Origin of the sequence: Mesorhizobium sp. B2-4-17, assembly GCF_006441275.1 — a bacterium.
Lineage (GTDB): Bacteria > Pseudomonadota > Alphaproteobacteria > Rhizobiales > Rhizobiaceae > Mesorhizobium.
Window position 1 is genome coordinate 37,402 of sequence record NZ_VFUX01000037.1, and the last position, 22,330, is coordinate 59,731.

Genomic DNA, 22,330 nt, shown 5'->3' on the forward strand with positions numbered 1-22,330 from the left:
CCTGATACCAGCTGTCGTGACACCCGCAGGCGGGGCACACGTCCGGACGTTGGCCAGTGCCTTCCATCCGGCATTCGCAACATAGCCAGACAGTCAGGCGGGCCGTGCCAGGACCGCACTTCGGGCAGACGTCGACGTCGCTTTCGCCGTGCGCCCGGCATGCCCAGCAGACCCACGCGCTCATTGCAGGTAGCTCCAGCGGCGGATGTCGTCGACCATTTCCACCAGCTCGCACGCGATCTCCCGCATCGTCCGCAGGTCCGTGCCGTACTCCGCCGACCCCCATACGGCGTCGCTTCCGCAGTACGGGCAGGCATCAGTTTCTTGGCCGCGGCCCTCAGCATCGCAGGAGGTGCACAGCCAGCGGCGTGGCTCTCGGGTCAGGATGGAGAAATCAAGCATCGGGGTCCTCTGCAATCTCGTCGCCCGGCTCCGGCGGCACATCCGGAGCGTGGTCCAGAATCGAGAGCGCGAGTTCGGTCCGCGCCTGCCTGACGAAATCCCGGGTTTCGCGGGCGAGCCTTTCGTAGCCGTCGGCGCGGGCTTCCAGGACCCGCAGGGCTTCGGCCGCGTCCCACGGATCGCGGTATTGCCACGCCGTCCAGACATGAGCCTGACCGCTTCTGTCACGCCACAGGACCACCGCGTATTCCGGCGCGTCTCCCGACGACAGGAGCGGAACGGTGGCAATCACCTCGACGCCGTCAGTCGGCTGTCCGGTCTCGCTCAGCCAGCGTAGGAGGTCGAGCGTCAGTGTGTCGAAAAAATGTCGGTTAGCCATCGTCGTGCTCACCCTGTGCCTTGCGGGCCTTCGCGATGAAGGCCTTGGTGTTGGCGATGGCCCTCTCGTAGGCCGTCAGGCGCTCCTCCAGCGCCTCCAGCAACCTGGACCGCGGGGTGTGCACGCCGTCCAGGACATAGAGCCGCGGCTCCCCGTCCGGCAAGATGCGGTAGAGAGCCGCGGCGGAATCGCATTCCCATCCGCTCCAGAGGATCGGGGCGTAGGCAAGGACCTCGAACTCCGCGCCCTGCGGGAGTTCGAGTTCATACGACAGCCGACGCTGGACCGATTGATGGATCGCTTTCAGAAAATCTTCGTCCTCGTCGGTCATCCCATCTCTCCTTTCGGTGCGACGGGAACCGTGCCGTCCGCGTGCTCTTCGCACCGGGTCGCGAACCAGCCGTTTCGGACGCGAAGCACGCCAGCCTTGCCGCAGACGTCGCAAGTCCGGTTCGCCTCTTGCTCGGCTCGCTCGTAGGCCTCTGAGATTTTTCGGTGAGCGTCGGCCTCGCGGACGGCCTGTGTGTCGAGCGTCCGAGGCAGCGGGCGGCGAGGCACGACGTAGTAGATGCGGAGCCCGCCGAATTTCTCCTTCACTTGCGACAACTGAAATCCGACCCCCGGAGCGTCAGCGAGGACCTCCGCGACCGTGTCGAAAAAGCGAGCGAGGATGGGGAGCCACCCCGCGTAGCAGCCGAAGCCCCTGGTCACGAGGTCCGGGTGCCGGGCCTTGATGGCCTCGTATGCTGCCCGCTGTGCCGCGCGATACTCGTCCGTGTCCCACTCATGCATTCTCGATCTCCTTCCTGATCCGCTCGAAGTCCTCCCGCAGGGACTCGGCGAAAACCCCTGCCGCGGCGATGGCCTCCACAAGCGTGACGGGGTCCACGTCTGACGGCGCGATCATGTCCTCGTACTCAAGCGCCCTCACAGCAAGGAAAGCCCTCCGGGAATCGTAGGAAAGGAGGCTGAACCCAGCGCCTTCGCGGTGCAGGTCCCGCAGTGCGGAGAGAGCGTCGGCGAGCTCGCGCCAGCCACACTGGAGGGTGTGGCGCAGAGCCATTTCCGTCACCTAGGCGTCGGGAGTGCTGACTCCCGCGACCTTTCCGAAATGGAAGGCCGCCAGCTCGACCCGCCGCTCGATTTTGTTCCAGTCCGCTTCCATTACCGTCTAGACCTCCACGACCAAGCCAGGGTTAAAACCCGGATTCTCGTTGCCGTATCCCTTCGGGTTGCACAGGACCCGCGTGTCCCTGACCCGGTAGTCGAAGGAATCGTGGACGTGTCCGTGGACCCACAGAGCGGGCTTCCAGAGCTCCATCATCTCGTTCAAATCCGAGGCGAACGAAGGATTCAGGCTGCTGCCTTTCCACCGCGGGTGGACCGACAGCGGATGCGGCGCATGGTGCGTCACGACGACGGTCGGCCCGTCGAACCCGTCTGCAAGCTGTTGCCGCAGGAAGCGCTTGCTCTGGATGTGCAACTGCTTCGCACGCAGCGCGCCGAAACCTTCGCGGGCAGGCCACATCCTCCATGCGATCTGTTTGCTGTCGTTCAGCCTGCCTTCGAAATTCGCGGCCGCCCAGGCAGCGTCGCCGTCGAGCGCGAAGTCCGTCCACAGGGTCGCACCCAGGAAACGCACGCCGCCGATCTCGACGGCCTCGTCGTTGAGGAAATGCACGTTCGGGCATTCGGCGGCGTGCACGCGGCCCCACTCAATTCCTTCCATTACGGAGTGGCCGTAGAATTCGTGGTTGCCAGCGACGAAGATCACGGGCATCGCCGTGGCCACCATGCGGTCCAGCCACCTGATGCTGTTGCCAACGCCTTGCATGATGTCGCCGGCAGCGATGCAGACGTCCGCCTCCGGGAAGGCGGGCTTGAAGCCTTCTCCGAATTCGAGGTGCAGGTCAGAGATCACCCAAATCTTCATGCCACGTACTCCGGAACCATGCCGGAGGTCAGTTGCTTGAACGTCCGCGGGCTGAACCCGACGTCATCGCAGTCGACCCCGACGTCGCGGCTGCGCCCCAGCGGCGGCAGGTCGCCGTGGTTGTGGCCGTAGAAATGCCATCCGTTCTTCCGGATGCCCGGCCACGTGCGACAGGCGTAGTGGCTCATAAAGACACGCTGGCCCTCGTCGTTGGTCTCGAGCTGCTGGCACGGCGGCTGCTCCCAGCCGAGTCCCGCGATGACCGGGTGGACCTCGTTCTGGTGCTTGTAGTCATGATTTCCAAGGACGAGAAACTTGCGGCCGGCGAGACGGCTGAAGATGCCACGCACCCGGTCGCCATCATGGAGGCCGAAGCTGAAATCGCCGAGGTGATAGACGGTGTCGTCCTTCTTCACGACATCGTTCCAGTTAGCGATCAGGGCTTCGTCCATTGCCCTGGTGTCGTCGAACGGACGGGAGCATGCCGTCTCGGACAGCATCAGCTGATGTCCGAAATGGGTATCTGCGGTGTAGTATTTGGTGACGTATGCCATGATGGATTCCTCTCGAAACGATAAGCAGCGACGAACGCCCCGGGGGCGCAGCGGTCAGCGGGTTATTCGTATCGAGAACCTCATGGTCTTCACTCCTGTCTGCCGATTACCGTAGCGGCAGAGATCTAAGATTTCGCGATCGATAGCGGGCTCGGGCCCGCGACGTCAAGGATCCGTCAGAACGGACAGACTTCGTCGTAACGCGAGGCCGGCGTCGGCAGATCGTCCAGATGGTCGAACGGGTCGTCTACGATGACCGGGGCCGCCGGAACCGCCCGCGGCGGAGCCACTCGCTGCGCAGGGTACGACGTCCGCTTGTATCCCGGCTCGTCGACGACGACGACAGGAGTCCTGGAAGCCTCGACCGAGAAGGGAACGGGCGCTGGTTCCACCTGCTGCGGCTGCGCGTCAGTCGGCCTTCTGGCGAGACGGGACAGTACCGGAGGCCGCGGCGGGACGGCCCTCGCCGTGACCAGCGGGGCATCCTTGGCGCTCGCGCTTATCCATGCGCCGAAGGCCGCGTCCGCGCCTTCGTGCTTCAGCGGATGCAGAAGCCAGGCTTCCTGCGCTCCGGATGCGGCCGGCCCACCGCCGCCATTGAACGCCTTCGCCCTGTCGAGAGCCGACCGCCAAGCCGTCGCGAGTTCATCCGCCGATTTCCCGGTCAGGGTCATCGCCCTCGACACTGCCGAAGCCGAAGGCAGTTCGTCCGGCTGGTGCGCGTGATCCGGCGCCTGCAGCTTATCTTTCTCGCTCCGCAAGATCGGCGAAGCCTGAACCTCCCGCAGGTCCTTCGCGACTTCCGACGTCTGGAACGCAAGGGTCTCGACCGGGCGGCCGCGGCCCGTGCCATGCACCTCGTCCACGCGCACCGAGAAGCGCCTCACCTCCGTGGCGATGTCGTCCAGCACCCGGTCGAGGCAGTCCCGGCGGAAGTGCGCGTAGTTCCAGATTTTGTATGGATACCCGAGTTCGTCCGCCAGCTCTCTCGGCCTGACGGTCCACGCCTTGCGCAGCTTCGCGTCGTAGCCCGCCCTCAGGGCGAGCCTAGGGTAAAGCCGCGCGGTGTATTTGGACTTGAACCATGGGAAGGCGTTGATCTCCAGCTTCGCGTAGCTGCTAGATTCAAGGATCAGCCTGCGGACGGGCGGCGGGATCATGTACTCGAGCACGGCCGCGCTTGAGCGCAGGTCCTCGGTGACTTCGAAGATCGCCAGCGGGAAGCGGCCCCGCTTCCTGAAGTCGCGTCCTCCGATGTCGTACGACACGAGCGTGCCGGCGATCCTGTTCAGGGACTCGACCATGCGGTCAACGTGGTCGACGCCGATGAACGCCTGGATGTCTCCGACCGCGATGCTGTGCCAGTCCTTCTCGATGCCGTCGTCTCTGGCGAACGCCAGCATCTGCTCGTAGACGGCTTGGTCATGCGCCGTCAGCCTGTCCTCGCCGGACACGCGCATGCCCTCGACCAGGTCCCGCGGCTTCTTCACCTGCGGCGACTGGCGCAGCCCCTCGTCCCGATCCGTCATTGCGGCATGGAGGTCCTTGGCCTGATGCCCCCTGATGTCGGCCCCTCTAAGCTTCTGTTCGCTCTTCCGGACGGAGACCTCCTTGCGGCCGTCTCTAAGCACCCAGCCCGTCTCTGTAACTGACATCCGCGTTCCCCTTGCGTCCCTCTTGCAACCAAGGGTCAGGCGTCCTCATGAAGACGTCAAGCGTCTATGTGTAGAATTTCTAATGATTCCACATAGACAGCTATGAATATTCCCGACATTCCTCCACATATATGAAGATATCTCTAGCTTTTAAAAGATTTGCATTCGTGTGTAATCACGGATTATTTCTCCACATTACGTATATGTGTAAGTATTTAAAAACTATCCACATAGAGGATGTCAAATTTGTTTACCGATGTAGATAAAAATGACAAACCTCCACCATAAGAAGTTGACCAGACAAGGCGGGCTCTGCGGAAAACGCCGTTTTCGATTCGGATACTCTATCAAGAAACCTAAAGGGATCCCGTGCCTGACGGCCACACGGATTCCGTTGCTCCGCTGACGGCTCCAGGCGAACTGAATCCGGCTCCCGTCCAGGGCAGTTCGTCAACGGGTGCCTCCGGCTGTGAAAGAGAAGGGCCGTGCGCTTCGCGGGTTTGGATTTAGGTCGAGCAGGAGGAAGGGCAGTGCCAGTCCTGCAACCGCCGCCAAGGATTCGAATTTGGATGGGCCGTGCTCACGAAACCTTGGCCGTAGGCTTCGAGGCTCCGCGTCAGGCGACGACCGGCTCCGTCACAAGGTTTCCGTCAACGCATGCCGAAGGCACCTTGCGAAGCCTTGCCGGGCTTTTCATGATCTAATGGTTTACGCGTAAATCAATGTTGAATCATGCGGTCGTTCGGGTCAGCATTGATCATGGATAGGGGAACGACCATGCAAGACGTCGACACGCTTTACGGGCTACTCACGAAACAGCCTCGCCACAGGACGACCCGGGAACTGCTCCCCGACGACCGGAGGGCATACCTTGCCGCGGCTGCGCGGAAGCACCGCCAGCGGCAGCGGGCGGCGCAGGAACAGGGGTCGCCGGAGCCGACTGCCCCGATTGTCCGAGCCGCGCTCGCCGACGCGGCAATCATGCTGCTCGCGACCGACGGATCGGGGTCGGAGGAAATCAGGAACTGGCTCGGCAAGGTATTCGCCGGCCGCGCCGGGGTTCCCGGTACGGTGACGGCCAAGGCGAGGTCCGGGCGACTGAAACCGAAGCTTCTCGATTTGAAATGATTTGTCGCTTGCGGGGGCGCAGGCGAGTTTGTGTCTCGTAGTGACGGTTCGTAGTGACGGGAGAGACGGAAATGCCGAGGACAGGACAACCGGGACGGGAGAGCCAGCGGGAGCGGATGCGCCGTTACCGGGAGCGGCTGCGCGTGGCTGGCCGCCCGGAGGCTTCGGCGGTCGACGTCGCTGTTGCCGCAGCCGTTGCAGGCTATGCAGGCCGAGCAGCGGCAGATTCCAAGATGGATGTCGAGGTCCTGAAGGGCCTGCTGTCGGATGCCGTCGGGCAGATGGTGTCGGTCGGCTACACGCGGCAGGAGGCCCGCAGGAAGCTGATCCGGCGCATTGGGCGCTTCTCGAATTCGGTCCCTGGCGAAGGGGCTGGACCGTAGCTTGGATACCCACCTGATTCCTGTGTTCCCCCCATTACTCGGGGACTTGGAATCAGGAATTACGAGTTGCTCATAGAGACGGGGGAACGAATGGAAATATCGCTTTGGGACGATCCGGAGGGTTTCGTCGAAGAATTCAATTCCGCGCCGGATGCTGTGCGCCACGAGCATTCGAAGGCTACCGGGACAAGGTCAAGATGCACGGAACTAACGCGGCCGTCCGCATTGACCCGGACGGCACGGTGACCGTGCAGAAGCGGTCTAGTGACATCAAGCCTGAGACAGACAACTTCGGATTCGCGTCGTGGGTGGAGGCGAACAAGGAGGTCTTTGCCCCGTTCCCGGCAGATGAAACGGTCATCGTTTACGGTGAATGGGCGGGTCAACGGGGCCGCAGCCTGCCGCTGCGGCAAGGAGGAATCATGACCGACCGTAAGAAACCGACCACAGCGGAATCCTTCCAGTCGCTGCTGAAGCTGATCGGCGCGGCCTTCTGGTTCCTGGTCGGCGTCGCTGCCATTCAGGCGCTCCGCGGCGACGCCGCGCTGACAAACACGCTGCTGCTCGCGGTGCTGCTGCGTCTGTTCCGGACGGAGATATGGATGGCAAGCATCATGGCCGTAACTATGGACGGGATCATGAAGCCATTCCGGAAGATCGCCCGCACCGCCAAGGCCGTCCGCCCGGACAACGACGACGACCCGTTCGAGGCCGATTTTCAGAAAAAGGCCGACCCATTCGACACGGCGTTCGGCGACATGCCGCACGTGGGATGGCGAGACCGGGACTCAGACAACGAGTGAGGTGGGGAATGACCGTCTCAGCTTTGACGGTAGATCGAATGCCCTGTCTCGCCGCGAGGATGCTCAGTGGCCCAGGCGACGACCTCCTCAGTCGGGACGACTAGCCGTTTTTGGCCCGTCGGCTCCCAGCAGTACTTGCCAGACTTCATGAAAAAATCGCCGTGTCCCTCGACGTTGATGCGGCCGGTCTTCGTTCGGCGGAGCGTGAAGGTGGTGAGGTTGTAGGTCAGGATGCCGCCGTAAGTCGTCCTGACGGCGGCCAGCGATCCTTCGGCTTCGTTGCGATAGTACCGCTCGATGTCCTGTTCCGTCTGGTCCACGCAAGGCGACAGCGGCTGGTTCCGGCGGTGCTCGTCGAGCGCCTTCTTCACTTCATCGGGGATGCGCCGGAGTGGTGGCAAAGGCAGCTTCATGATTAGTCCTTCAGAAAACTTGGCTCGTTGGCCGTATGGACAGAAACCTGGTAACAGAGGCGACTTTTCTTGCCGTCGCCGGTATTATTTGGAATGGCCCACGTTTTCACGGCATCCGGTGGAGCGGCTGCAGGAAGCCGAATACTTCCTCGTCAGGCTGCCGATGACGGTTGGACTGGAGTTCCAGGCGAACCTCAACGCGTTTCTGTCTGCCAGCCGCAGCGTGACCTTCCTTCTGCAATCGTCGCTGGCGCGCGTGCCGGGATTCGACGACTGGTATGGGCTCCGCCGTCAGGAAATGAGCGCGGATCCCTTGATGCTTCTTCCTCGACCTCCGGAACATCTCGCAGAAACAGGGACCCGTTTCATACGTCGATTCGGGACGACTAGACGGGTTCGTCGCAGGGCAGTTCCGTGTGCTCTGGGACTGTCGGGCCGGGACATCGCCGAATGTTGCGCCGAGCATGTGACAAAGCTGGCAAGGTTGCTGCCCGGCTACTTCGTCGATTTCCTGTTCATGCGTGTCCCGTCCGCGCCTTCAGCGAAGAAGGAATGGCAATCCTTCGGTACACGCTGCTGACGTTGAGGAATCCTTGGGCCTCCCCGGCGGCTATATCAGCGCCATAGATCACCCGGTCGGCGAAATGCTCCGCTATCTGCAAAGAGAACTCGAACCTCTGAACGTCGCCGAACTCGAGAGGCTCGCCAGCGGAAGGTTTCATCGTGACGGAGAGACGGTGGAGTTTTCGAAGGCGAGCGGCGGACATCTGGTGGACGACGTCGCCGCAACCATCCAGTCGTCCCAAGGGCCTGTCAGCCATCCGCGGAACGTGTTCATGGCTGCTGTCAAGAATCGCATCGACGACATGGACCGCTCGTAGACCCCTTCGTCCCTTGTGGCTTTCAGCCGCTCCCACAATCTTCATTGAGGGAACGGCCCGAAAGGCACTGGGGAACACATGGTCAAATCCGTCAACGAAGAGCCGCACGTCGTCCTGACCCGCTGGGGCATCATGCAGCAGAACCACATCGGCTTCCGCCTCGTCGGCGTTCACGCCGCCACGGGCATTCCGCGCATCACCAGCCCCGTGATCGCTTTCGAAGAATTCGGCATGACCGCGACCACCGAGTCCGGCCGCACCTATCGGCTGGAAGGCCCCGCCGACCAGGATGCCACCGTTCAGGCCATCCACGCGCACATCCGGCGCTGGGGATTAACCGTCCATGACGTCGCGCTCGCTGACGTTTCAGACCTCGCGCCGGCGCTGCCTCGGAATCCGCAGGGGAGTTGGCATTGATGGCGAATGATCCCACTAACGTCCGGCTCGTGAAGGCCGATGCCGTTGCCGATATCACGGCCCTAATCCTCGATCGCGGCTTGACCTTCGACAAGGCTGCCGAACTTGCTGGCATTGGCGTGGAGACGCTTTGCGGGATCGTCCATGATTTCCGCGTCGACGGCATCAGCCTGGATAGGTTGGACAAGATCGTCGAGGCGCTGGAAGCGGTCCCAGGGAGGAAGCTGTGATTGATATCTATTCGAGGCTGCCTGACAGGCTGCCGAGGGCTGTGGACGATTTCCCTTGGGACTTCAGGCCGGCGACGGCGAGTTCGTGATGTCGGCCCAGAACTACGACGGCGACACCCATCTGCCGTGGTCCTCGTGGGTTGAGTTCGCCGAGCAGGTCGTTGATGCCGACAAGACTGCGCGGGAGCCACCCATCAATGAGGTCGAGTGCTGGGACTCAGGCGACCGACCTGAGGTGAGCATCGTAATGGTTTGGGAGAAGGCGTGATGGAAGCCTCATTGACTGTCGTTGACCTCATCGCCGCCGCTCTGGATGCCCACTCGCTCGTTATGGTGAGCGCGGTCATCAAAGCGGCCGAAGACCACCTCGCGGCGCATGGGACGGAGGAAGCGGCCATCGACTACCTGACTTGCTCGAGGCCCTCTCGATAGCTGCCAACCAGGCGCTTGTCGGCCCCGTCACGGCGGCAGAGATCGTGTCCCGCGTCCATGCTGATGTCGCACTCATCGAGCGGAATATGTCGGGCCTGATCGACAGGGCCACGCTGAACCTGACGGACTTCTGCGAGATCAGGAGCGTTATCGGCCTAACGAAAAGGAGAAGGCGTACGAGGCCGTCGAGGCCTGGGAAAGCCCGGTGCCCCGTCCCTGAAAACAGGGGGTGGGTGTCGTAATTTTGACCCGGAGGGGCTGGGAAAACAGGGGATGCCATGACGGAGACGAACAGGACGACGACGAGCGAAGCTTACGACGCCGCCTTCAGGCTGATCCGGTCGGCGCACCGTAGGGACGGCGAGACGCTGCCGGCGAAAGCATGGTCATCCACCTGCCGGGCCCGTCCGGACAGGGACGACGACATCTTGCTGCTGGACTGCCTGCGACGGATGGAGGCAGCGGACGGACATGCGGGCCGCTACACCGGAACTTTCGTCTACGTGTCCTATCAGGATGGCGAGATCATCGACGAGCACACGCTGGGATTCAATACGATGGCGAAGATCGAATCCTTCCTGTCTCGGGTGAAGCCGGGACAGACCTGCAACGTTGGCTGGCTTGTGGACAGACACACCGGAGAAGTGCTCCGCTGGGAAGTCACCGGCTTCGGAGTTGGCCATGACGGGAAGTCCCGATGCAACTGGACCATGCGTCGGCAGACCCCATGCAGGGTCGCGAACCTCGGGCCGCCTTTCGTCGAGGGCTGACGCTCTCCCCTCGCGCGCCCGACCTCGACCCTCCCGGCAGGCACCCGCCCGCACGTACGCACATGTCTATTAAATGAAGCGCGCGGGGTGCAGCCGCTTCTGCTTCAGCCTTCCTGCAGGCCATTCAGGATTTCCGTCGGGCCGACCGTGAAGTTTTTCCGCTGCCCCCGGGGCCGTGTCAACAATTGCGGTGTCCGCGGCCCTATTATCAGAGGGCGGCCCCTGCGACCGGACGCCGCCGGCTCCGGCGTTGACGTCCCACGGTCTCTGGATGACCCTCTAGTGCACTGGGGCTGCGGGCAGCCAGGATCGGATCCTTGCGACACGTCTATGATGCCACGCCCAGCGGCCCGAATCCCGGGCCCCGGCGGCAGTCTTCGAGAAAGTATTTTTCGTCGTAGGCTCCAAGTTAAACGAGGTCATATTTCAATTCTTGGTCAGCAGATTTGAAGCTTGTCAACAATTGTGGAAGCGAACGTCAACAAAATAGTCCTTGCAATTCTGTCCGTCAGCGGACATCTTTGTTGTGTGAGCGGCAGAAAACGATGTCGATATCACAGGGAACTGCCCCGCATGGCGCGGATACAGGAGTAACTACTATGAATGAACTGAGCAACGGCGTGGCAAGGATCGTAGCGCTGATGAACGGCACCCAGCCGAAGAGTGACCGGGCTTGGAACCTGGCGGCTTTCGCAATCGACGCGATCCTCGAGGATGGCACCGAGCATCACACGGGCTGGGACGCATCGCTGGCGATCGAGTATGCAGCGCCGCAGGTCGAGGACATCGAGGACCTGACAGAGGATGAGGAAGTCGAGGCCATCGCGGCTGTCCGGGAGGCGATCAATAAGTTCGAGCAGCTGGCGGCAGCACCGCAGGGCATCGTCCTGGTCAACGCCGACAACGACTATGTCTGCGGCATCGGCAGGGATCTTGCGGACGCCCAGCACGAGGTCAACCTCGCCGCTGGCTTCGCGCTGAGCTGGGAGCAGGTCAGCGAGAGCGGCTTTTGCGGTCCGGCTACCGCGCTGGTGGGACGCTATCAATCATATGAGATCGGCCTTCTGGACTACGAGGCTGACGCCGGCGATTTCGTCCGGGCAATCGGCACGCCTCTCGGCTACTGGCTGGCTCGTGACGTCCTCGACGTTGACGAGGCTGCCTGACCGACACCACAGGGAACCGGGGCTTCGGCCCCGGCTGCCCCCTCCCGAGGGCCCTGCAGAAGCCTTCCGGCGGTGGCAGTCACCGATCAAGAAGGGGAAGAACATGGAAGATTTTGCATGCGAGCCGGCCGATCTGGAGGACTTCGTGCCGAAGATCGACGCCTCGGTGCCGGCTGACCTCGCCGACACGGTCGACGTCGTCGAACTAAACGATCCTCACACCGCGACGGTGTGGTTTACCAAGGTCGCTGCCGCGAGGCTCGGCGCAGAAGCGGTCACCCTGCGCTTCGGCAGGGACTCGTACACCGGGGAACTCACCCGTAATGACGTTGAGCGGTTCTACGAGTTCGCGCCGGGCTCGCCGACGGACGGAGCGCTCGGGGTCGCCTGGGCGGCTGCGAATCCGGCCGCGGCCGCGGTCGAGGCCGCCGAATGGGCGGCGCGGGCCGAGGACGAGGAAAGGGAGGCCGCCTGACAGCGGCAAGGGAACCCGGGCGCGTGGCCCGGCTGCCCCCTTCCGAGGGCCTTGCGAGGCCTCCGGCGGTGGCAGTCACCAGGAACGAGGAGAGTTGAGATGTTCGTGATCGTCGAAAAGAGGGAGTTCTTCGGGCCGCACTATGTCCGCGAACTCGTCAGGAACCCCTTGGGGCGTCCCGAAACATTCGCCGACAGGGCGACCGCTTTGGCGCGCGTCCGTGAGATGGACGGCCAGGAGTATCGGCTGGCCTACGGCGAAAGCGGCCGCCCGGCATTGCCGTGTGGCGGTCGGACATGGTCGGCCGCGAGTTCCGCGCCGAACTCGCCCGCGCAGCCTGACCCAAGGAACCGGGGCTTCGGCCCCGGGCTGCCCCCTCCCGTGTCCTGGGCGATTCCAGGATTCCGGCGGCGGCAGGCCGGCAACAGAAAAGGGGAACGAAAATGTTGACTGAGAAGGAAGCGAAGGCGGCGATCCTGACCGAGATGGCCGTTGTGGATGCGGTCAGGCAGCGGATCGATGCGCTGCGGGAGGTCCGCCTTCACTCGGCCGGCGCGGCCGGGCTGATGGCGGTGATGGCCGAGGCGGACAGCGTCCTTGCGGCGGCATACGAAGCGTTCGACAGAGTGATCGACGTCCTGAGCCGCGTGCCGATGGGACCGCTGAAGCGGGACATGCGTCAGCACGAGACCTGGGCGGTCCACCAGCTTGGTCGGGCCAGGGTCACCATCGCGGCGGTCGTCGGCGCTCTCGTCAGCGTCGCCGTCGACCTTGGCTACGACGCAGAGCGCACGCAGCGCCGCGCCGACGTGGAGCTCGCCCGCATCATGCTGGAGCGTGGCCGCGCTGCGGCACAGGCGGTCGCCGACATGCAGATCATAGGACTGACCCGTCCGCCGAAGGGCTGGGCGCGTTCGTGCGCCAAGCGACTGTCGGCTCTGCGCCAGCTCGAAGTCTGCGAGGCAGCGTGATGGACCCGAAGGCCCGCTTCAACCTGCTACGGGGCGACCTCGCGCTGCCCCTCGACGAACTCGCCAGGCTGCTGCGCAGGCCATACGGCACGGTGAAGGCTTGGGCCTCGGACAGCCGTCTGGACCTGATCCCGCCGGCTGACGTGCTGGCGGCGATGGAGGCCGAAATGGTCGGCCGGGCCATCGCCCGCATCCGGGCGGCCGGGTTCGACGTCATACCGCGCCGCAAGGCAGCCTGATCCGCAGCCTCCATCCACGAAGCCGCCGGCCCATCACCGGGGCTCTCGTTTTCCCGCGGGTCCATGTAGCCCACGGCCTCGTCGAGGGCACTCAGTGCCAACGTGTGTCGATCATTTTCAGCTGAATCAGCCGAAATAGGCCTGAACCCGCCCCGGTTGACCGGAGGCTGGTTTTTCCGATCGGCGCCCTGGTCACGCCCGCTGCACGCGCATCCGGCGCTTTGTGATGCCCCTACCGGCAGCAACGAATCCACGCCCATGCCCACGTCTGCCTGCTGGAGGGGCATGTCCGGAGGCCGTGGCAGGGGCACCGAAAGATTTCTGCGTTTGCCTGCTTGACGGATGCGAACACGAACGCAGGCTTTCAGGTAAGTTCACCAATTTCGCCTCTGGCCACGTAGCCGGGGCTTTTTGTTGGCGGCTTCGGCCTGCCACAGCCAGCGGCGCTTGTTCCCCCTCGCGTGGGACAGCCCCCTGTCCCACTGCCGCAGGCGCTCCCCATCAACGAGGCTTCATCGATCGTCGATCGTGCATGCGCCATGGCCATGGCTGCCCCCGACGCGGGCTGGTCTGCATGGCTATGCATTCCTGGACCCCTGGATCGTAGGCGGCGGTGTTCTCGCGCCCGTCATCGTCGCGGCGGTCCTGATCCACAAGTCACGCGTCAACAGTGAGCGCGCAGAGACCTACGCAGCGGCCGCCAAGGAAATCCAGCCATGACCGTAGTCATCCTCTGCATCGCCCTGCGCATGGACCGAGGCGGCGTTGGCGAGGTCACGCGCCCGGGTGCGCTCGATCACAACCGCGCGGTATTTCGGGATACCATGTCCGGCCGGCCCGGGAAGCGTCGGCGTGCAGGGAGTAGCGGAAGCCGAGCGCGTGCAGGCTGCGCCGGACCGCCAGCTCGGGCTTCGTGTCCTTGCCCTTGATCGCCGCCATCATGCGGGATCGGACTTCGGGAGTTACGGTATCGGTCAAAACAGTTCCGGCCTCGCTGTGGAGGCCGGAACATAAACGAATTCTACGGGATCAGGAACGCGGCGGCGGGACGCGCCTGATCAGCGGCCTCGGCGTGGGACCTGCGCGATCATATCGGCACCGAGGGCTTCCGCCTTCTGCTGCAGGTTCGCCGCCGATCCCGGCGCATGGTAGCAGCCGACTCGCCGCGGGTTCAAGGCAACCATGAAACCGGGCAGCACATGACGGACAGCGTTGCCGTCGACGGTTTCCCAGTGCTCCCATAACCCCGACGGGCGTTGCCGCGACTGCATCAGTCGGTCGTCTTCGACCTGTTTCGGGTTCGTCCTCATCGCGCTTCCTCCTGCCTGAAGCGCACCAGCGCCCCGTGTCCGAATTTCTTCTCGATGATATCGATAGCGGCCCCAACATTGTGGTCCTGCAGCGTGTTGATCGCATCCCAGGTTGGGATGCTGCCAGCCGACTTGCCGTAGGCCCTGACGGTCCACTGGGACTTGCCGACCAGGTCCGCGATCTCGGACGCCGACATCCCGCAGCGCTTCCGCGCATAGGTCCACGCCTGCCGCCGCCTGCGGACTTCGCATTCCGGCGTTGCTCTCCGGCCCATCACGCCGCCTGCCTTTGAGTCAGCATCGCGAGGACGCATTCGTGCGACCATCTGGCCTCGTCGTAGGCCTGAACGTCTGGCCAACTACGGGAATGCTCCGCCTGCCATTTCAGATCAACGACCAGGAAGGCCAGGACCTTTTCAGCCAGCGGCAACGCCCACCAAGGTGCAGCCCGCGCCCGGTCGACGACGTTTCCGGGCCGCACCGACGGCGACACGTAGACGACCTCGCCGTCGAAGCCTGTCACGTATCCGGCGCGGTAATCCGCGTGGTCACGCGTCTCGTCGAGGTCGTCCTCGTTATACCTACAGATCGGCGCGCGACCCGAGCCGATGTCGTCTATGTCGTAGAGATAGACGCAGGGGCTGAAAAAGGCGTCGGCGACCCCGCCGACGTTGTCCTCACCGAAGAGGTCCACTTCGTCCCAAGGCTCCATCACAGCTTCCTCCCAATCTGGTCCACTGCGACCTTGGCTGCGGCGACCCATTTCCTTCCAGCCTCGAGGCTTTCAACCTGCTTCGCGTAGTACTCTCGCTGCGCCGCGTCGTAGCGGTCAAGATAGCGGTACAACCCGTCGATTTCCGCTTTCGAAGGCACCTCGGGCCCGACCTCCCTCCAGAAATGCACGTGGTTGGCGAGGCTCATCGCCTTGAACGCCATCTCGCGCCACGCCTTGTCGGCGGCTTCCTTCGACAGGATGGCTTCCGCCTCGATCTTCGCAAGTTCCGTCATCGTTCCCCCTTTCGCCAGCTTCCCCGCCGGATCAATAAAAGGATTTGCCGAAGCCGAGACTATTTCAACCCCAATTGAGCACCTTTTTATTGTCAACAATTGCCATGTTACCAAACCAGTTGACGCGCCTGCTTTCCGCCAAGGCGTTTGTCTGTTGCATGTGGACACCATATTTTTCTCACATGAACACGGGAGGAGCGGGTGCTTCGGTTAATCCTCAGGGCAATACGGCAAATGATGGGCGGACTCGTCCGGCTTCCAGGCGACTTCTGCCGCTGGCTGTTCGGCGTGGAAGGCACTCCGCTGCCTCCAGCGACCGATGCCTTCGCCGATGAAGTCGACAGCCAGGCTGCCGAACTGCGGGAGCAGCTCGCCGCTCCGGCTCCCGAACCCATGATCGCAGTCAGGTCGATCGGCGGCCATATCCACGGCTACGCGACCGGCGACCGGGAATACAGGGATGCGTTCGATGTCGCCTCGATCCCGGAGAATGTCGCAACTGCGTTGCTGACGCTGGCACCCGACCAGCTGGCCCGCCTTGCAAACGCGGGGCCGGAACTCTGCGGACGGTGGGCTCTTGGTCAAAGAACCGGGCTTGTCGGCGTGCCTCCAGTCAAGCGGTGGACGCCGTCCGTGATCAGCGGGATGAAACCAGACGGAGACCCGGCGCCTGCTCTCTTGCCCGCAGGCGAAGCGCTGCCCGACATGCGACCGCGACGGGGCGCCTGATCTTGTGAACGATGTCGGCGAGGCTGCGGGAGACCATTAATTGGAATTCCCGAGCTAGAAATGCATGGCTGATCCCCGCCAATCCAAAGGCGCAAGAATACTGCCGTTCCAGTTATTGGACAAAAGAATTCAGTCCTTGGCGTACGGGGGTTTCCCTTGACGGCGCCGCTCCATCACCATTCGTAGGCATTTTCGAGAACCTGCAGGTTCTTCTCTCTAATTCGCTTGGTGACCTCGGCCATGCCCTGCTTGTTTCGGTACGCCCGAAGCGCGTCCTCGGCCTCGGGCGTTTCCTGCAAGAGGTCTTTGAATCTGTGGTGCAGATCGTCATCCATTCGCCGACGTGCTCCGGATCAACGCGTCGCGGCTGGCGACCGAGCGGCGGAGCTTGGCGACTTCGGCTTCCAACTCTTGAACGCGACATACAGCGGACCGGGCGAGGGCGAGGGCTTCCGACGAGGACCTCTGGGCGTTGATGAGGCGGGCGTGCCAAAGGCAGTTGGCCCGGCGCTCCCGTGCGTCCTTCATTGCGCCGAGGCCTGCCGCGTGCGCCTTGGCGACGACGCTTGCCCCGACTGTGGCGAGGGCGGCGAACTGCATCGCCGCGCCTGTAGCCGGACATGGGGCGCTGCGATGTTGCTGATGTGACATGTGACTTCTCCTTGGGCCGACGTGTAGCCGGCGGAAGGCACGGCGTCGACGCCTCCGGGCGAGGTTTCCGCAAGCATCCCTGGCAGGGATCTAATCCTGCACCAAAGATCCGATTCCCTGCACGAGATGCAGATGCCCGGATTCGTCCGCCTCAGGGAATGCTCTTGCAAGGTTGACCGACAAGTAGATGGTCGGCGGAAGCAACAGGTCACTGACCGAGAATTCGTCATGTTTGTCAGGTCTGATTCGGTTGGCTTCGGATCATTGCGCCATTCGCTTGCCGTGCGTTCGTCGAAGCCGCCGCGGCCAGGCTGGGTACTCTGCCAATTCATTTTCGTGGCCATCAGGTGCGGACCGGATCCAGTTCGATGATCCGCTTCCGCTTGGTCCCTGACAGTCTGAATCCGCGGACCGTGATGTCGAGCGCTTTGATGGCCTTGTCGAAGCCCTTTGGCATATTCTCGTCTGCTGGGACAACGAGAAATTTCGCCGCATCGCTGGCAGCAGCGTGCGTCACCAACTGCCCGATCGCGGTGTAGAGCTGCTGCCTGCCGACGCCGGTTTTGATCTCGTAGATCTCGGTGATCCTCCCGGCCCGACTGACGTAGCAGTCGATCAGCTGGGTGTTGTAGACTTTCTCGTCCAGCCTGCGCGCCGCGTGCCTTCGGCGACGACCATGTCGACGATCTCGCCATGATAGGTCTCGTAGGCGAAGGTTCCGCCACGCCGGCCGCTCTTAGTTCCGGAGAATTCCTTGTCGTAACTCTCGGACTCTTCCAGCCGTTTCCGGAACTCCGGCGTGTCCAGATCGCCCTTGGAAACGCCAAGTTTGAAATCCGCGACCTTCTTGACGTAGCGCGCCAGACGGCCCACGAAACCCACGTCTGACATGTTTCCGACTGGTATGGCCTTGCGGAACCGACCATCTTCGCAAAGGACTTTGACCATGCGGATGTTCGCAGCGAGCAGGAAGGCCTGCTGTCCAATGCCGGGACGGCCGCCGCCGACCGCGGCATCGTGCATCAGGTGGATGTCGCCAGTCTCTTCGTCTTCGGCGAACGCCCCGGCGACCTGCCAGCCATTGGCGTCAGAAGGAACGTTGATCTCGACTGCAATGAGCTGCATTTTTCGGTCGGGTTCGAAGACGCCGAAGGCGTTCCAGTATCTCGGGATCGTCGTGTCCTCAGGAGTCTTGCTGATCAAAGCCCAAAGCTCGCCTTCGCCGGCTGAGAATAGTTCGCGGTCGCGGTTGCCGCCCTTGAAGCCGATCCTTCGCGTCCCCTGCGTCGGCAGCGAATCCTTCACGATCCGCGCAAACGTTTCCTGAGCAGCCTTCTTCGCTTTCGTCTCTTGAATCAGCCTGAGCATGTCGTCCCCCCGTTTTCCAGACCTAAGCATTTCCATGCGGCGAACGCAACGTGGGCCGACAGCGATCGCTGTTCTGGCTGGTCCCGGAATCGAGCGGAACAGCCCGATTTCCCGTGGGTCCAAGTGCCACACGTCCCCGCCGAGGCAACTCAATGGGCCTGCAAATCGCTCCTTTTATTGACAAGCTTGCTCAACGGCCTGATTTTCAGCGTTTGGAACCTGTCCTGGCTTCCGCCAGCGGCCGGCATGCAGCAGCCATCTGCGCGCCAACCTCGCCGGGATGTGGGCCTGCGACATGCCGATCCGGCAGTTCGCCGAGGGACTTGGCTCTGCGAGTTTCGCGACCATCCGGCACCCGGCCGGCGCGGCGCGCTCTCATCGGCTCCAAGATGTCCCAGGTAATTTCCGCACGCCAGGTCAAGATGGGCCCCGGGCGCGTGCTGCAGGCGCAGACGAAGGCTCGAAACCCTCGGTGGGAAAGTCAGGTCGGCGCTGAATCTGAGGACACCGGCCGGAGTGATCGACAGATACTGTTGCCTGAACAGGAAAGGCCGCAGGGCAACCTGCGGCCTTTCGGATGTTGCACCCCCAAGATTCATATCACGCTCCAGCATAAGCTGTTGACGTGCCATCGTGGGTCGGCTACATATGATCTTGCCCCAGCAAGGCGTAATCTAATGCAACCGAAAGGGTTCAACATGCTAATCGTACTAGACCAAGCCGACTTTGCCAAGCTCAGCCCATCAGTGCGCGCGGAGATCCTCGGTAGCTTCAACTTGTCGAAGTCCCCGAGGCCGGAACTGATCGTAAGCGATGGTGACTATGACGGCATCGACATGACCGACGTCGTCGACCTCGACGATGAACAGGTCCGATACTGGATGGAGGCAGCACAGGAAAAAACCAAGGATGGACTGCGTGTCATCGCGGAGCATGGCCCTGTTCTCGAAGCGTCGCTGCTCAGTGACGCGGGCATTGACAACATCCCGCACTTCCAATCTCGGACGACCATCCGGACCCGCACCGTCACGAAGAATAAGCGCGCGTTCATGGTCGGCTGGGACGAACCATGGAAATGGGACGGCAACCGACCGATTGTGGGACGTTACGCGGTCACCGGGATGACCTTCCGCTCACTCCGGAAGTACTTCGGCCTGGACTGATCAACGAATGAATGAAGGCGGCCGGGAGCAACTCCCGGCCGTTTTTTGTGGGATGCAAACCGCCCAATGAACCTCCTCCCGATTGGGGAGGTTTCGTGGAAATAGATCTGCATCTCACCTTGCGGAGACAAATCCCTCTTCAGGGAACTGAAGAGGGATGACATGAATCTAAAAGGCTTGCTGTCACAGGACAGAAGTGCACTGGAGTGCTGGCTGAGTGACGTCGCCGTGGAGAACCAACCTGGCAGGAACCGGAGGTCACTCTCGAACGCTGGGCCTTCGTCCGACATCCGGCAGGCACAATCCACATCGCTGGGCTGCGTGATGGAGCGGATCGGCCCTCGCGCATGCTCATGTGAACGAATATAGTATCGTTCAATCGGGTCGCCTTGACGGCTGAGACAGCCAGCGGGCGCCTCTACCGTCTCGTCGAAGGCGGCTACGCTCCCGCGGTGGGCAGGCTCCTGGCAAATGTCTTTTTCGGCCGCGAGGTTGCCGGCCACACCACGCACCTGTCTCCAGCCGAGCTCGAACTTGCCTTGGTCGAGGCGGCCTCTGCCTTCCGACATTAGCTGTGTTGCCGGACCCGCATTCCTTGGAATGCGCCCAGCCACAAGGATTGCACTTCGCGCTCGCGGCCGAGGACTTCGCAGGCAAGCAGTTTGGCAAATACCTGGCAATGAGTATTGACCGCGCACTTAGCTATCTTGCGGCTGGGCGAGAGATTCGCCGGTGACCGTGAGGGCGATCCAAGGTCGTGGACAAGGCATCGAGGTCTTCGCCGGTCCGGTCAGTTCCCCACAACGCCCGAAGCCGAGCGCTGCCTGACGGGCGCACCTGTCTCACCTTCGCGGACATCATCGACACACCGATCGAATGAAACGGCGCTCGAATTCGTCGAAGGCAAGTTGCCATCGTCCGCCGCTAGATTTTGCCCTGCGCTAGCAGCCAGTCCCTGTCGGCCTTCCAGGAGCGCACTTCGCCGAGATAGAATGCGATCTCTCCAAGGCGATGATAGTCTGCCGGCCTTCGTTCCGTGATGGCCTCCACGTTACGGTGCTCTCGCTTTCTCATGTGCTCGAACACGGCCAAGAATCTTCTGATCACGAACCCATCGTCGTATTGCCGCATGAACGTTTCATAGGCAGCGGTTGGTGTCAGCTTGCCGGAAACGTACACACACGGGTCGTGTTCTGGACGCTCTTCAATTTCAGAACCGTAAATGTCGTATTCCCGGTCCCGGGGTCGTATTCGCTCCAACACGACGACGCCTCCCTGCGCCTCGGCCAGATCGCGGGCCCGCTCGAACTCGCCAGGCTGGCGCCCACCAGTCGCGGGGAATCTGCGAGGCGAAGTCCTTGGCCAGGGGCTGCCCAACTCCTCAAGGCTGTAAACGTCATATGCAAACTTCGCGGGTCGAATATCGTCGCTCGCGTAGATACTCCCGTAGCTACGATCGCACCCATAGCTTAAGAGAACGCTGTAGCCGTGACTGCATAGCAACCAGGCCTCCTCCTCGATTCTGTCGTCGAGGTCTCCCCGTTCGGCTCCCGGCGGGAAAGGCCGCTCACTTGCCCGCTTGTTCCAGGCATCGATGGCCCGCATGAGCGGCGCGCTCATAACGTCCTTGATCCGATCTTCCTCCCAAGCGGGCATTGCCCACGCGTCTCCCTCGCTTTCATCCCGGGCTGATGAAGGCTTGAGTTTGGACAAATCAAGGTTGCCGGTCATCTTTATCTCCTCCAAGCCTCAAGCGACCGTTTCGACGCGGCAGCAGCCGTTCGAATCTGCGAAAATTTCCCAGTGCGCGATCCAGCTACCGTTCCTAGCGCAAGTTTAACATCGTATTGCCACCTGTCGGTTTTCTGGGCCAAGACAGCTCTCTTATGTCTCTCCAAAAATTGTGTTGGTGATCCAACTGAATTGCAACAGCTATTTTATTGACGAAGATGAATGGTGGAATTCTCAAGCGGCTAAGACAGGCGGGAAAATATTATTCTCTTCTCAATTTGTTCTTGGATCTTTGGCGCCTATCTGAATTGCAAACGCTTCAGCAGCGGCCTGACCGAAGGACCCGCCTATCGAAACATGCCTCAGCCTGATCAGGCGACCCCGATGTCGAAAATGGTCGTCCGAGGGTGGGGCGACGTCAACCCCCGACACTGGCCACGCCATTCGGATTGCTCAACGAGGTTAACGGCCCCGCCTGTGCCCCTGAAGACCGCTCGGCGGATCCTTTTTCAAATCTCCTGCGCGGGTTGAAGAAGGCTGGGAAGTTCGCAGCGCATGACTGCCAGGCTCACCTATGCCCGGATCGCCTGGCGCGCCGCATAGGATTCGAAGACGGCGCCTATGTTAGTCTCGGCAACGACAACGGCGTCTCCAAGCGTGACCTGAAGGCGCGCAGGCTCCCTGCCGAGCCGACTGCCGCTAGGGAAATCCACCCGCCTTTTCGCCTTACTTCGCTTGAGATCTGCGCCGGCGCTGGCGGACAGGCACTCGGGCTTCACGCAGCCGGTTTTGACCCCTTGGCTCTGTACGAGCGCAATCCCGCCGCCGCTGAAACCCTGATGGCGCCGGTGGTTTGGCCCGGTCCATTGCGCCGCCGCTCGCGGTTTGTTGCTTGCCGATTTCAATGTCAGCCATGATCTTCTCCCTCGGTCCTGCAAAACCATTTCCGAGCGATCACCGTATCCTCCGGTGTAAGCTCATGCCCAGCTTCGAGGATGTGCGCGTCCAGCGTCGCGCCGGACGCCGCGAACCAATCCGCCAGCCGCGATCCGTCGCCCAACGGATCGCGCGAGCCGGAGACCATCAGAACGTCAACGTTGCCCAGGTCGGCCGTGGGCAAGGTCTCCAGCACCGGCATT

At 62.4% G+C, this 22,330-nt stretch carries 33 protein-coding genes and 1 pseudogene; 15 read left to right on the forward strand and 19 right to left on the reverse strand.

The genetic code is table 11. From position 1 onward, the window contains the following. Positions 1 to 180: 180 nt before the first annotated feature. From FJ548_RS25045 to FJ548_RS25080, 8 genes are all read right to left on the reverse strand, one after another. Positions 181 to 402 (reverse strand): hypothetical protein, encoded by a 222-nt coding sequence (locus FJ548_RS25045; protein WP_140779241.1) that lies wholly within the window; start codon positions 400 to 402, stop codon positions 181 to 183. Beyond that, on the reverse strand, positions 395 to 781 hold the full coding sequence (locus FJ548_RS25050; protein WP_140779242.1) for a hypothetical protein: 387 nt from the start codon (positions 779 to 781) through the stop codon (positions 395 to 397). Before FJ548_RS25050 ends, FJ548_RS25045 begins: the two co-directional genes overlap by 8 nt. Then, a complete protein-coding gene (locus tag FJ548_RS25055; protein ID WP_140779243.1) occupies positions 774 to 1,112 on the reverse strand; it encodes a hypothetical protein in 339 nt (112 codons plus the stop codon). Before FJ548_RS25055 ends, FJ548_RS25050 begins: the two co-directional genes overlap by 8 nt. Then, complete coding sequence (locus tag FJ548_RS25060) at positions 1,109 to 1,573, reverse strand: hypothetical protein (RefSeq protein ID WP_140779244.1); 465 nt, start codon at positions 1,571 to 1,573, stop codon at positions 1,109 to 1,111. Before FJ548_RS25060 ends, FJ548_RS25055 begins: the two co-directional genes overlap by 4 nt. Further along, a complete protein-coding gene (locus FJ548_RS25065; RefSeq protein WP_140779245.1) occupies positions 1,566 to 1,844 on the reverse strand; it encodes a hypothetical protein in 279 nt (92 codons plus the stop codon). The genes FJ548_RS25060 and FJ548_RS25065 overlap by 8 nt, the downstream gene beginning before the upstream one ends. A gap of 108 nt (positions 1,845 to 1,952) precedes the next feature. Further along, on the reverse strand, positions 1,953 to 2,714 hold the full coding sequence (locus FJ548_RS25070) for a metallophosphoesterase (protein ID WP_140779246.1): 762 nt from the start codon (positions 2,712 to 2,714) through the stop codon (positions 1,953 to 1,955). Next, positions 2,711 to 3,268, reverse strand: a complete 558-nt coding sequence (locus FJ548_RS25075; RefSeq protein ID WP_140779247.1) for a metallophosphoesterase — start codon at positions 3,266 to 3,268, stop codon at positions 2,711 to 2,713. Before FJ548_RS25075 ends, FJ548_RS25070 begins: the two co-directional genes overlap by 4 nt. A gap of 176 nt (positions 3,269 to 3,444) precedes the next feature. Then, positions 3,445 to 4,797 carry a replication initiation protein gene (locus FJ548_RS25080; RefSeq protein WP_181168898.1) on the reverse strand — a complete coding sequence of 451 codons (1,353 nt, stop codon included), beginning with the start codon at positions 4,795 to 4,797 and terminating at the stop codon, positions 3,445 to 3,447. A gap of 903 nt (positions 4,798 to 5,700) precedes the next feature. Here FJ548_RS25080 and FJ548_RS25085 point away from each other — a divergent pair. The 3 genes from FJ548_RS25085 to FJ548_RS25095 all read left to right on the forward strand — a co-directional run bounded on the left by FJ548_RS25085 (position 5,701) and on the right by FJ548_RS25095 (position 7,237). Beyond that, positions 5,701 to 6,051, forward strand: coding sequence for a hypothetical protein (locus FJ548_RS25085; protein ID WP_140779249.1), 351 nt, complete (start codon positions 5,701 to 5,703; stop codon positions 6,049 to 6,051). A gap of 116 nt (positions 6,052 to 6,167) precedes the next feature. After that, positions 6,168 to 6,434 carry a hypothetical protein gene (locus FJ548_RS25090; protein ID WP_140779250.1) on the forward strand — a complete coding sequence of 89 codons (267 nt, stop codon included), beginning with the start codon at positions 6,168 to 6,170 and terminating at the stop codon, positions 6,432 to 6,434. 197 nt (positions 6,435 to 6,631) lie between these two features. Further along, a complete protein-coding gene (locus FJ548_RS25095; RefSeq protein WP_140779251.1) occupies positions 6,632 to 7,237 on the forward strand; it encodes an RNA ligase family protein in 606 nt (201 codons plus the stop codon). Positions 7,238 to 7,254: 17 nt separating this feature from the next. Here the strand turns inward: FJ548_RS25095 and FJ548_RS25100 are convergent, their stop codons facing one another. Next, positions 7,255 to 7,650: a hypothetical protein gene (locus FJ548_RS25100; RefSeq protein ID WP_246678763.1), complete on the reverse strand. Its 396-nt coding sequence runs from the start codon at positions 7,648 to 7,650 to the stop codon at positions 7,255 to 7,257. A 118-nt stretch (positions 7,651 to 7,768) separates the two neighbouring features. Here FJ548_RS25100 and FJ548_RS25105 point away from each other — a divergent pair, with 118 nt between their 5' ends. The 10 genes from FJ548_RS25105 to FJ548_RS25150 all read left to right on the forward strand — a co-directional run bounded on the left by FJ548_RS25105 (position 7,769) and on the right by FJ548_RS25150 (position 13,231). Beyond that, positions 7,769 to 8,230: a hypothetical protein gene (locus FJ548_RS25105; protein WP_140779252.1), complete on the forward strand. Its 462-nt coding sequence runs from the start codon at positions 7,769 to 7,771 to the stop codon at positions 8,228 to 8,230. A gap of 13 nt (positions 8,231 to 8,243) precedes the next feature. Beyond that, the gene (locus tag FJ548_RS25110) at positions 8,244 to 8,531 is read left to right on the forward strand and encodes a hypothetical protein (protein WP_140779253.1); all 288 of its coding nucleotides are present in this window, start codon (positions 8,244 to 8,246) and stop codon (positions 8,529 to 8,531) included. 78 nt (positions 8,532 to 8,609) lie between these two features. Next, a complete protein-coding gene (locus FJ548_RS25115) occupies positions 8,610 to 8,948 on the forward strand; it encodes a hypothetical protein (protein ID WP_140779254.1) in 339 nt (112 codons plus the stop codon). After that, positions 8,948 to 9,178 carry a hypothetical protein gene (locus FJ548_RS25120; RefSeq protein WP_140779255.1) on the forward strand — a complete coding sequence of 77 codons (231 nt, stop codon included), beginning with the start codon at positions 8,948 to 8,950 and terminating at the stop codon, positions 9,176 to 9,178. Before FJ548_RS25115 ends, FJ548_RS25120 begins: the two co-directional genes overlap by 1 nt. Before the next feature lie 55 nt (positions 9,179 to 9,233). Further along, positions 9,234 to 9,446, forward strand: coding sequence for a hypothetical protein (locus FJ548_RS25125; protein ID WP_140779256.1), 213 nt, complete (start codon positions 9,234 to 9,236; stop codon positions 9,444 to 9,446). A 442-nt stretch (positions 9,447 to 9,888) separates the two neighbouring features. Next, positions 9,889 to 10,380 carry a hypothetical protein gene (locus FJ548_RS25130; protein WP_140779257.1) on the forward strand — a complete coding sequence of 164 codons (492 nt, stop codon included), beginning with the start codon at positions 9,889 to 9,891 and terminating at the stop codon, positions 10,378 to 10,380. A 599-nt stretch (positions 10,381 to 10,979) separates the two neighbouring features. Continuing rightward, positions 10,980 to 11,546 (forward strand): hypothetical protein, encoded by a 567-nt coding sequence (locus FJ548_RS25135; RefSeq protein WP_140779258.1) that lies wholly within the window; start codon positions 10,980 to 10,982, stop codon positions 11,544 to 11,546. 103 nt (positions 11,547 to 11,649) lie between these two features. Continuing rightward, complete coding sequence (locus FJ548_RS25140; RefSeq protein WP_140779259.1) at positions 11,650 to 12,021, forward strand: hypothetical protein; 372 nt, start codon at positions 11,650 to 11,652, stop codon at positions 12,019 to 12,021. A gap of 443 nt (positions 12,022 to 12,464) precedes the next feature. Then, positions 12,465 to 12,992, forward strand: coding sequence for a hypothetical protein (locus FJ548_RS25145; protein ID WP_140779260.1), 528 nt, complete (start codon positions 12,465 to 12,467; stop codon positions 12,990 to 12,992). Then, positions 12,992 to 13,231, forward strand: coding sequence for a hypothetical protein (locus tag FJ548_RS25150; protein WP_140779261.1), 240 nt, complete (start codon positions 12,992 to 12,994; stop codon positions 13,229 to 13,231). Before FJ548_RS25145 ends, FJ548_RS25150 begins: the two co-directional genes overlap by 1 nt. A 774-nt stretch (positions 13,232 to 14,005) precedes the next feature. Here FJ548_RS25150 and FJ548_RS25155 read toward each other — a convergent pair. From FJ548_RS25155 to FJ548_RS25175, 5 genes are all read right to left on the reverse strand, one after another. After that, positions 14,006 to 14,209 (reverse strand): hypothetical protein, encoded by a 204-nt coding sequence (locus tag FJ548_RS25155; protein ID WP_210242688.1) that lies wholly within the window; start codon positions 14,207 to 14,209, stop codon positions 14,006 to 14,008. Positions 14,210 to 14,289: 80 nt separating this feature from the next. Continuing rightward, a complete protein-coding gene (locus FJ548_RS25160; protein WP_140779262.1) occupies positions 14,290 to 14,541 on the reverse strand; it encodes a hypothetical protein in 252 nt (83 codons plus the stop codon). After that, positions 14,538 to 14,738, reverse strand: a complete 201-nt coding sequence (locus FJ548_RS25165; protein ID WP_140779263.1) for a hypothetical protein — start codon at positions 14,736 to 14,738, stop codon at positions 14,538 to 14,540. Before FJ548_RS25165 ends, FJ548_RS25160 begins: the two co-directional genes overlap by 4 nt. A gap of 77 nt (positions 14,739 to 14,815) precedes the next feature. Continuing rightward, on the reverse strand, positions 14,816 to 15,253 hold the full coding sequence (locus FJ548_RS25170; protein ID WP_140779264.1) for a hypothetical protein: 438 nt from the start codon (positions 15,251 to 15,253) through the stop codon (positions 14,816 to 14,818). Next, a complete protein-coding gene (locus FJ548_RS25175; protein ID WP_140779265.1) occupies positions 15,253 to 15,549 on the reverse strand; it encodes a hypothetical protein in 297 nt (98 codons plus the stop codon). The genes FJ548_RS25170 and FJ548_RS25175 overlap by 1 nt, the downstream gene beginning before the upstream one ends. Positions 15,550 to 15,783: 234 nt before the next feature. Here FJ548_RS25175 and FJ548_RS25180 point away from each other — a divergent pair, with 234 nt between their 5' ends. Continuing rightward, on the forward strand, positions 15,784 to 16,278 hold the full coding sequence (locus FJ548_RS25180; RefSeq protein WP_140779266.1) for a hypothetical protein: 495 nt from the start codon (positions 15,784 to 15,786) through the stop codon (positions 16,276 to 16,278). A gap of 173 nt (positions 16,279 to 16,451) precedes the next feature. Here FJ548_RS25180 and FJ548_RS30020 read toward each other — a convergent pair whose 3' ends face one another. The 3 genes from FJ548_RS30020 to FJ548_RS25190 form a co-directional block, all read right to left on the reverse strand. Next, complete coding sequence (locus tag FJ548_RS30020; RefSeq protein WP_181168899.1) at positions 16,452 to 16,613, reverse strand: hypothetical protein; 162 nt, start codon at positions 16,611 to 16,613, stop codon at positions 16,452 to 16,454. A gap of 659 nt (positions 16,614 to 17,272) precedes the next feature. Next, the gene (locus FJ548_RS30025) at positions 17,273 to 17,449 is read right to left on the reverse strand and encodes a hypothetical protein (RefSeq protein ID WP_181168900.1); all 177 of its coding nucleotides are present in this window, start codon (positions 17,447 to 17,449) and stop codon (positions 17,273 to 17,275) included. Between the two features lie 95 nt (positions 17,450 to 17,544). Then, on the reverse strand, positions 17,545 to 18,450 hold the full coding sequence (locus tag FJ548_RS25190) for a hypothetical protein (RefSeq protein WP_140779268.1): 906 nt from the start codon (positions 18,448 to 18,450) through the stop codon (positions 17,545 to 17,547). A 524-nt stretch (positions 18,451 to 18,974) separates the two neighbouring features. Between FJ548_RS25190 and FJ548_RS25195 the strand changes: the two genes are divergently transcribed. After that, positions 18,975 to 19,460 carry a hypothetical protein gene (locus tag FJ548_RS25195; protein WP_140779269.1) on the forward strand — a complete coding sequence of 162 codons (486 nt, stop codon included), beginning with the start codon at positions 18,975 to 18,977 and terminating at the stop codon, positions 19,458 to 19,460. 924 nt (positions 19,461 to 20,384) lie between these two features. Here the strand turns inward: FJ548_RS25195 and FJ548_RS25200 are convergent. Together FJ548_RS25200 and FJ548_RS30030 are read right to left on the reverse strand one after the other, a co-directional pair. Next, the gene (locus FJ548_RS25200) at positions 20,385 to 21,191 is read right to left on the reverse strand and encodes a hypothetical protein (protein WP_140779270.1); all 807 of its coding nucleotides are present in this window, start codon (positions 21,189 to 21,191) and stop codon (positions 20,385 to 20,387) included. Positions 21,192 to 22,098: 907 nt separating this feature from the next. Further along, a pseudogene (locus tag FJ548_RS30030) lies at positions 22,099 to 22,330 on the reverse strand (hypothetical protein); the annotation flags it as partial.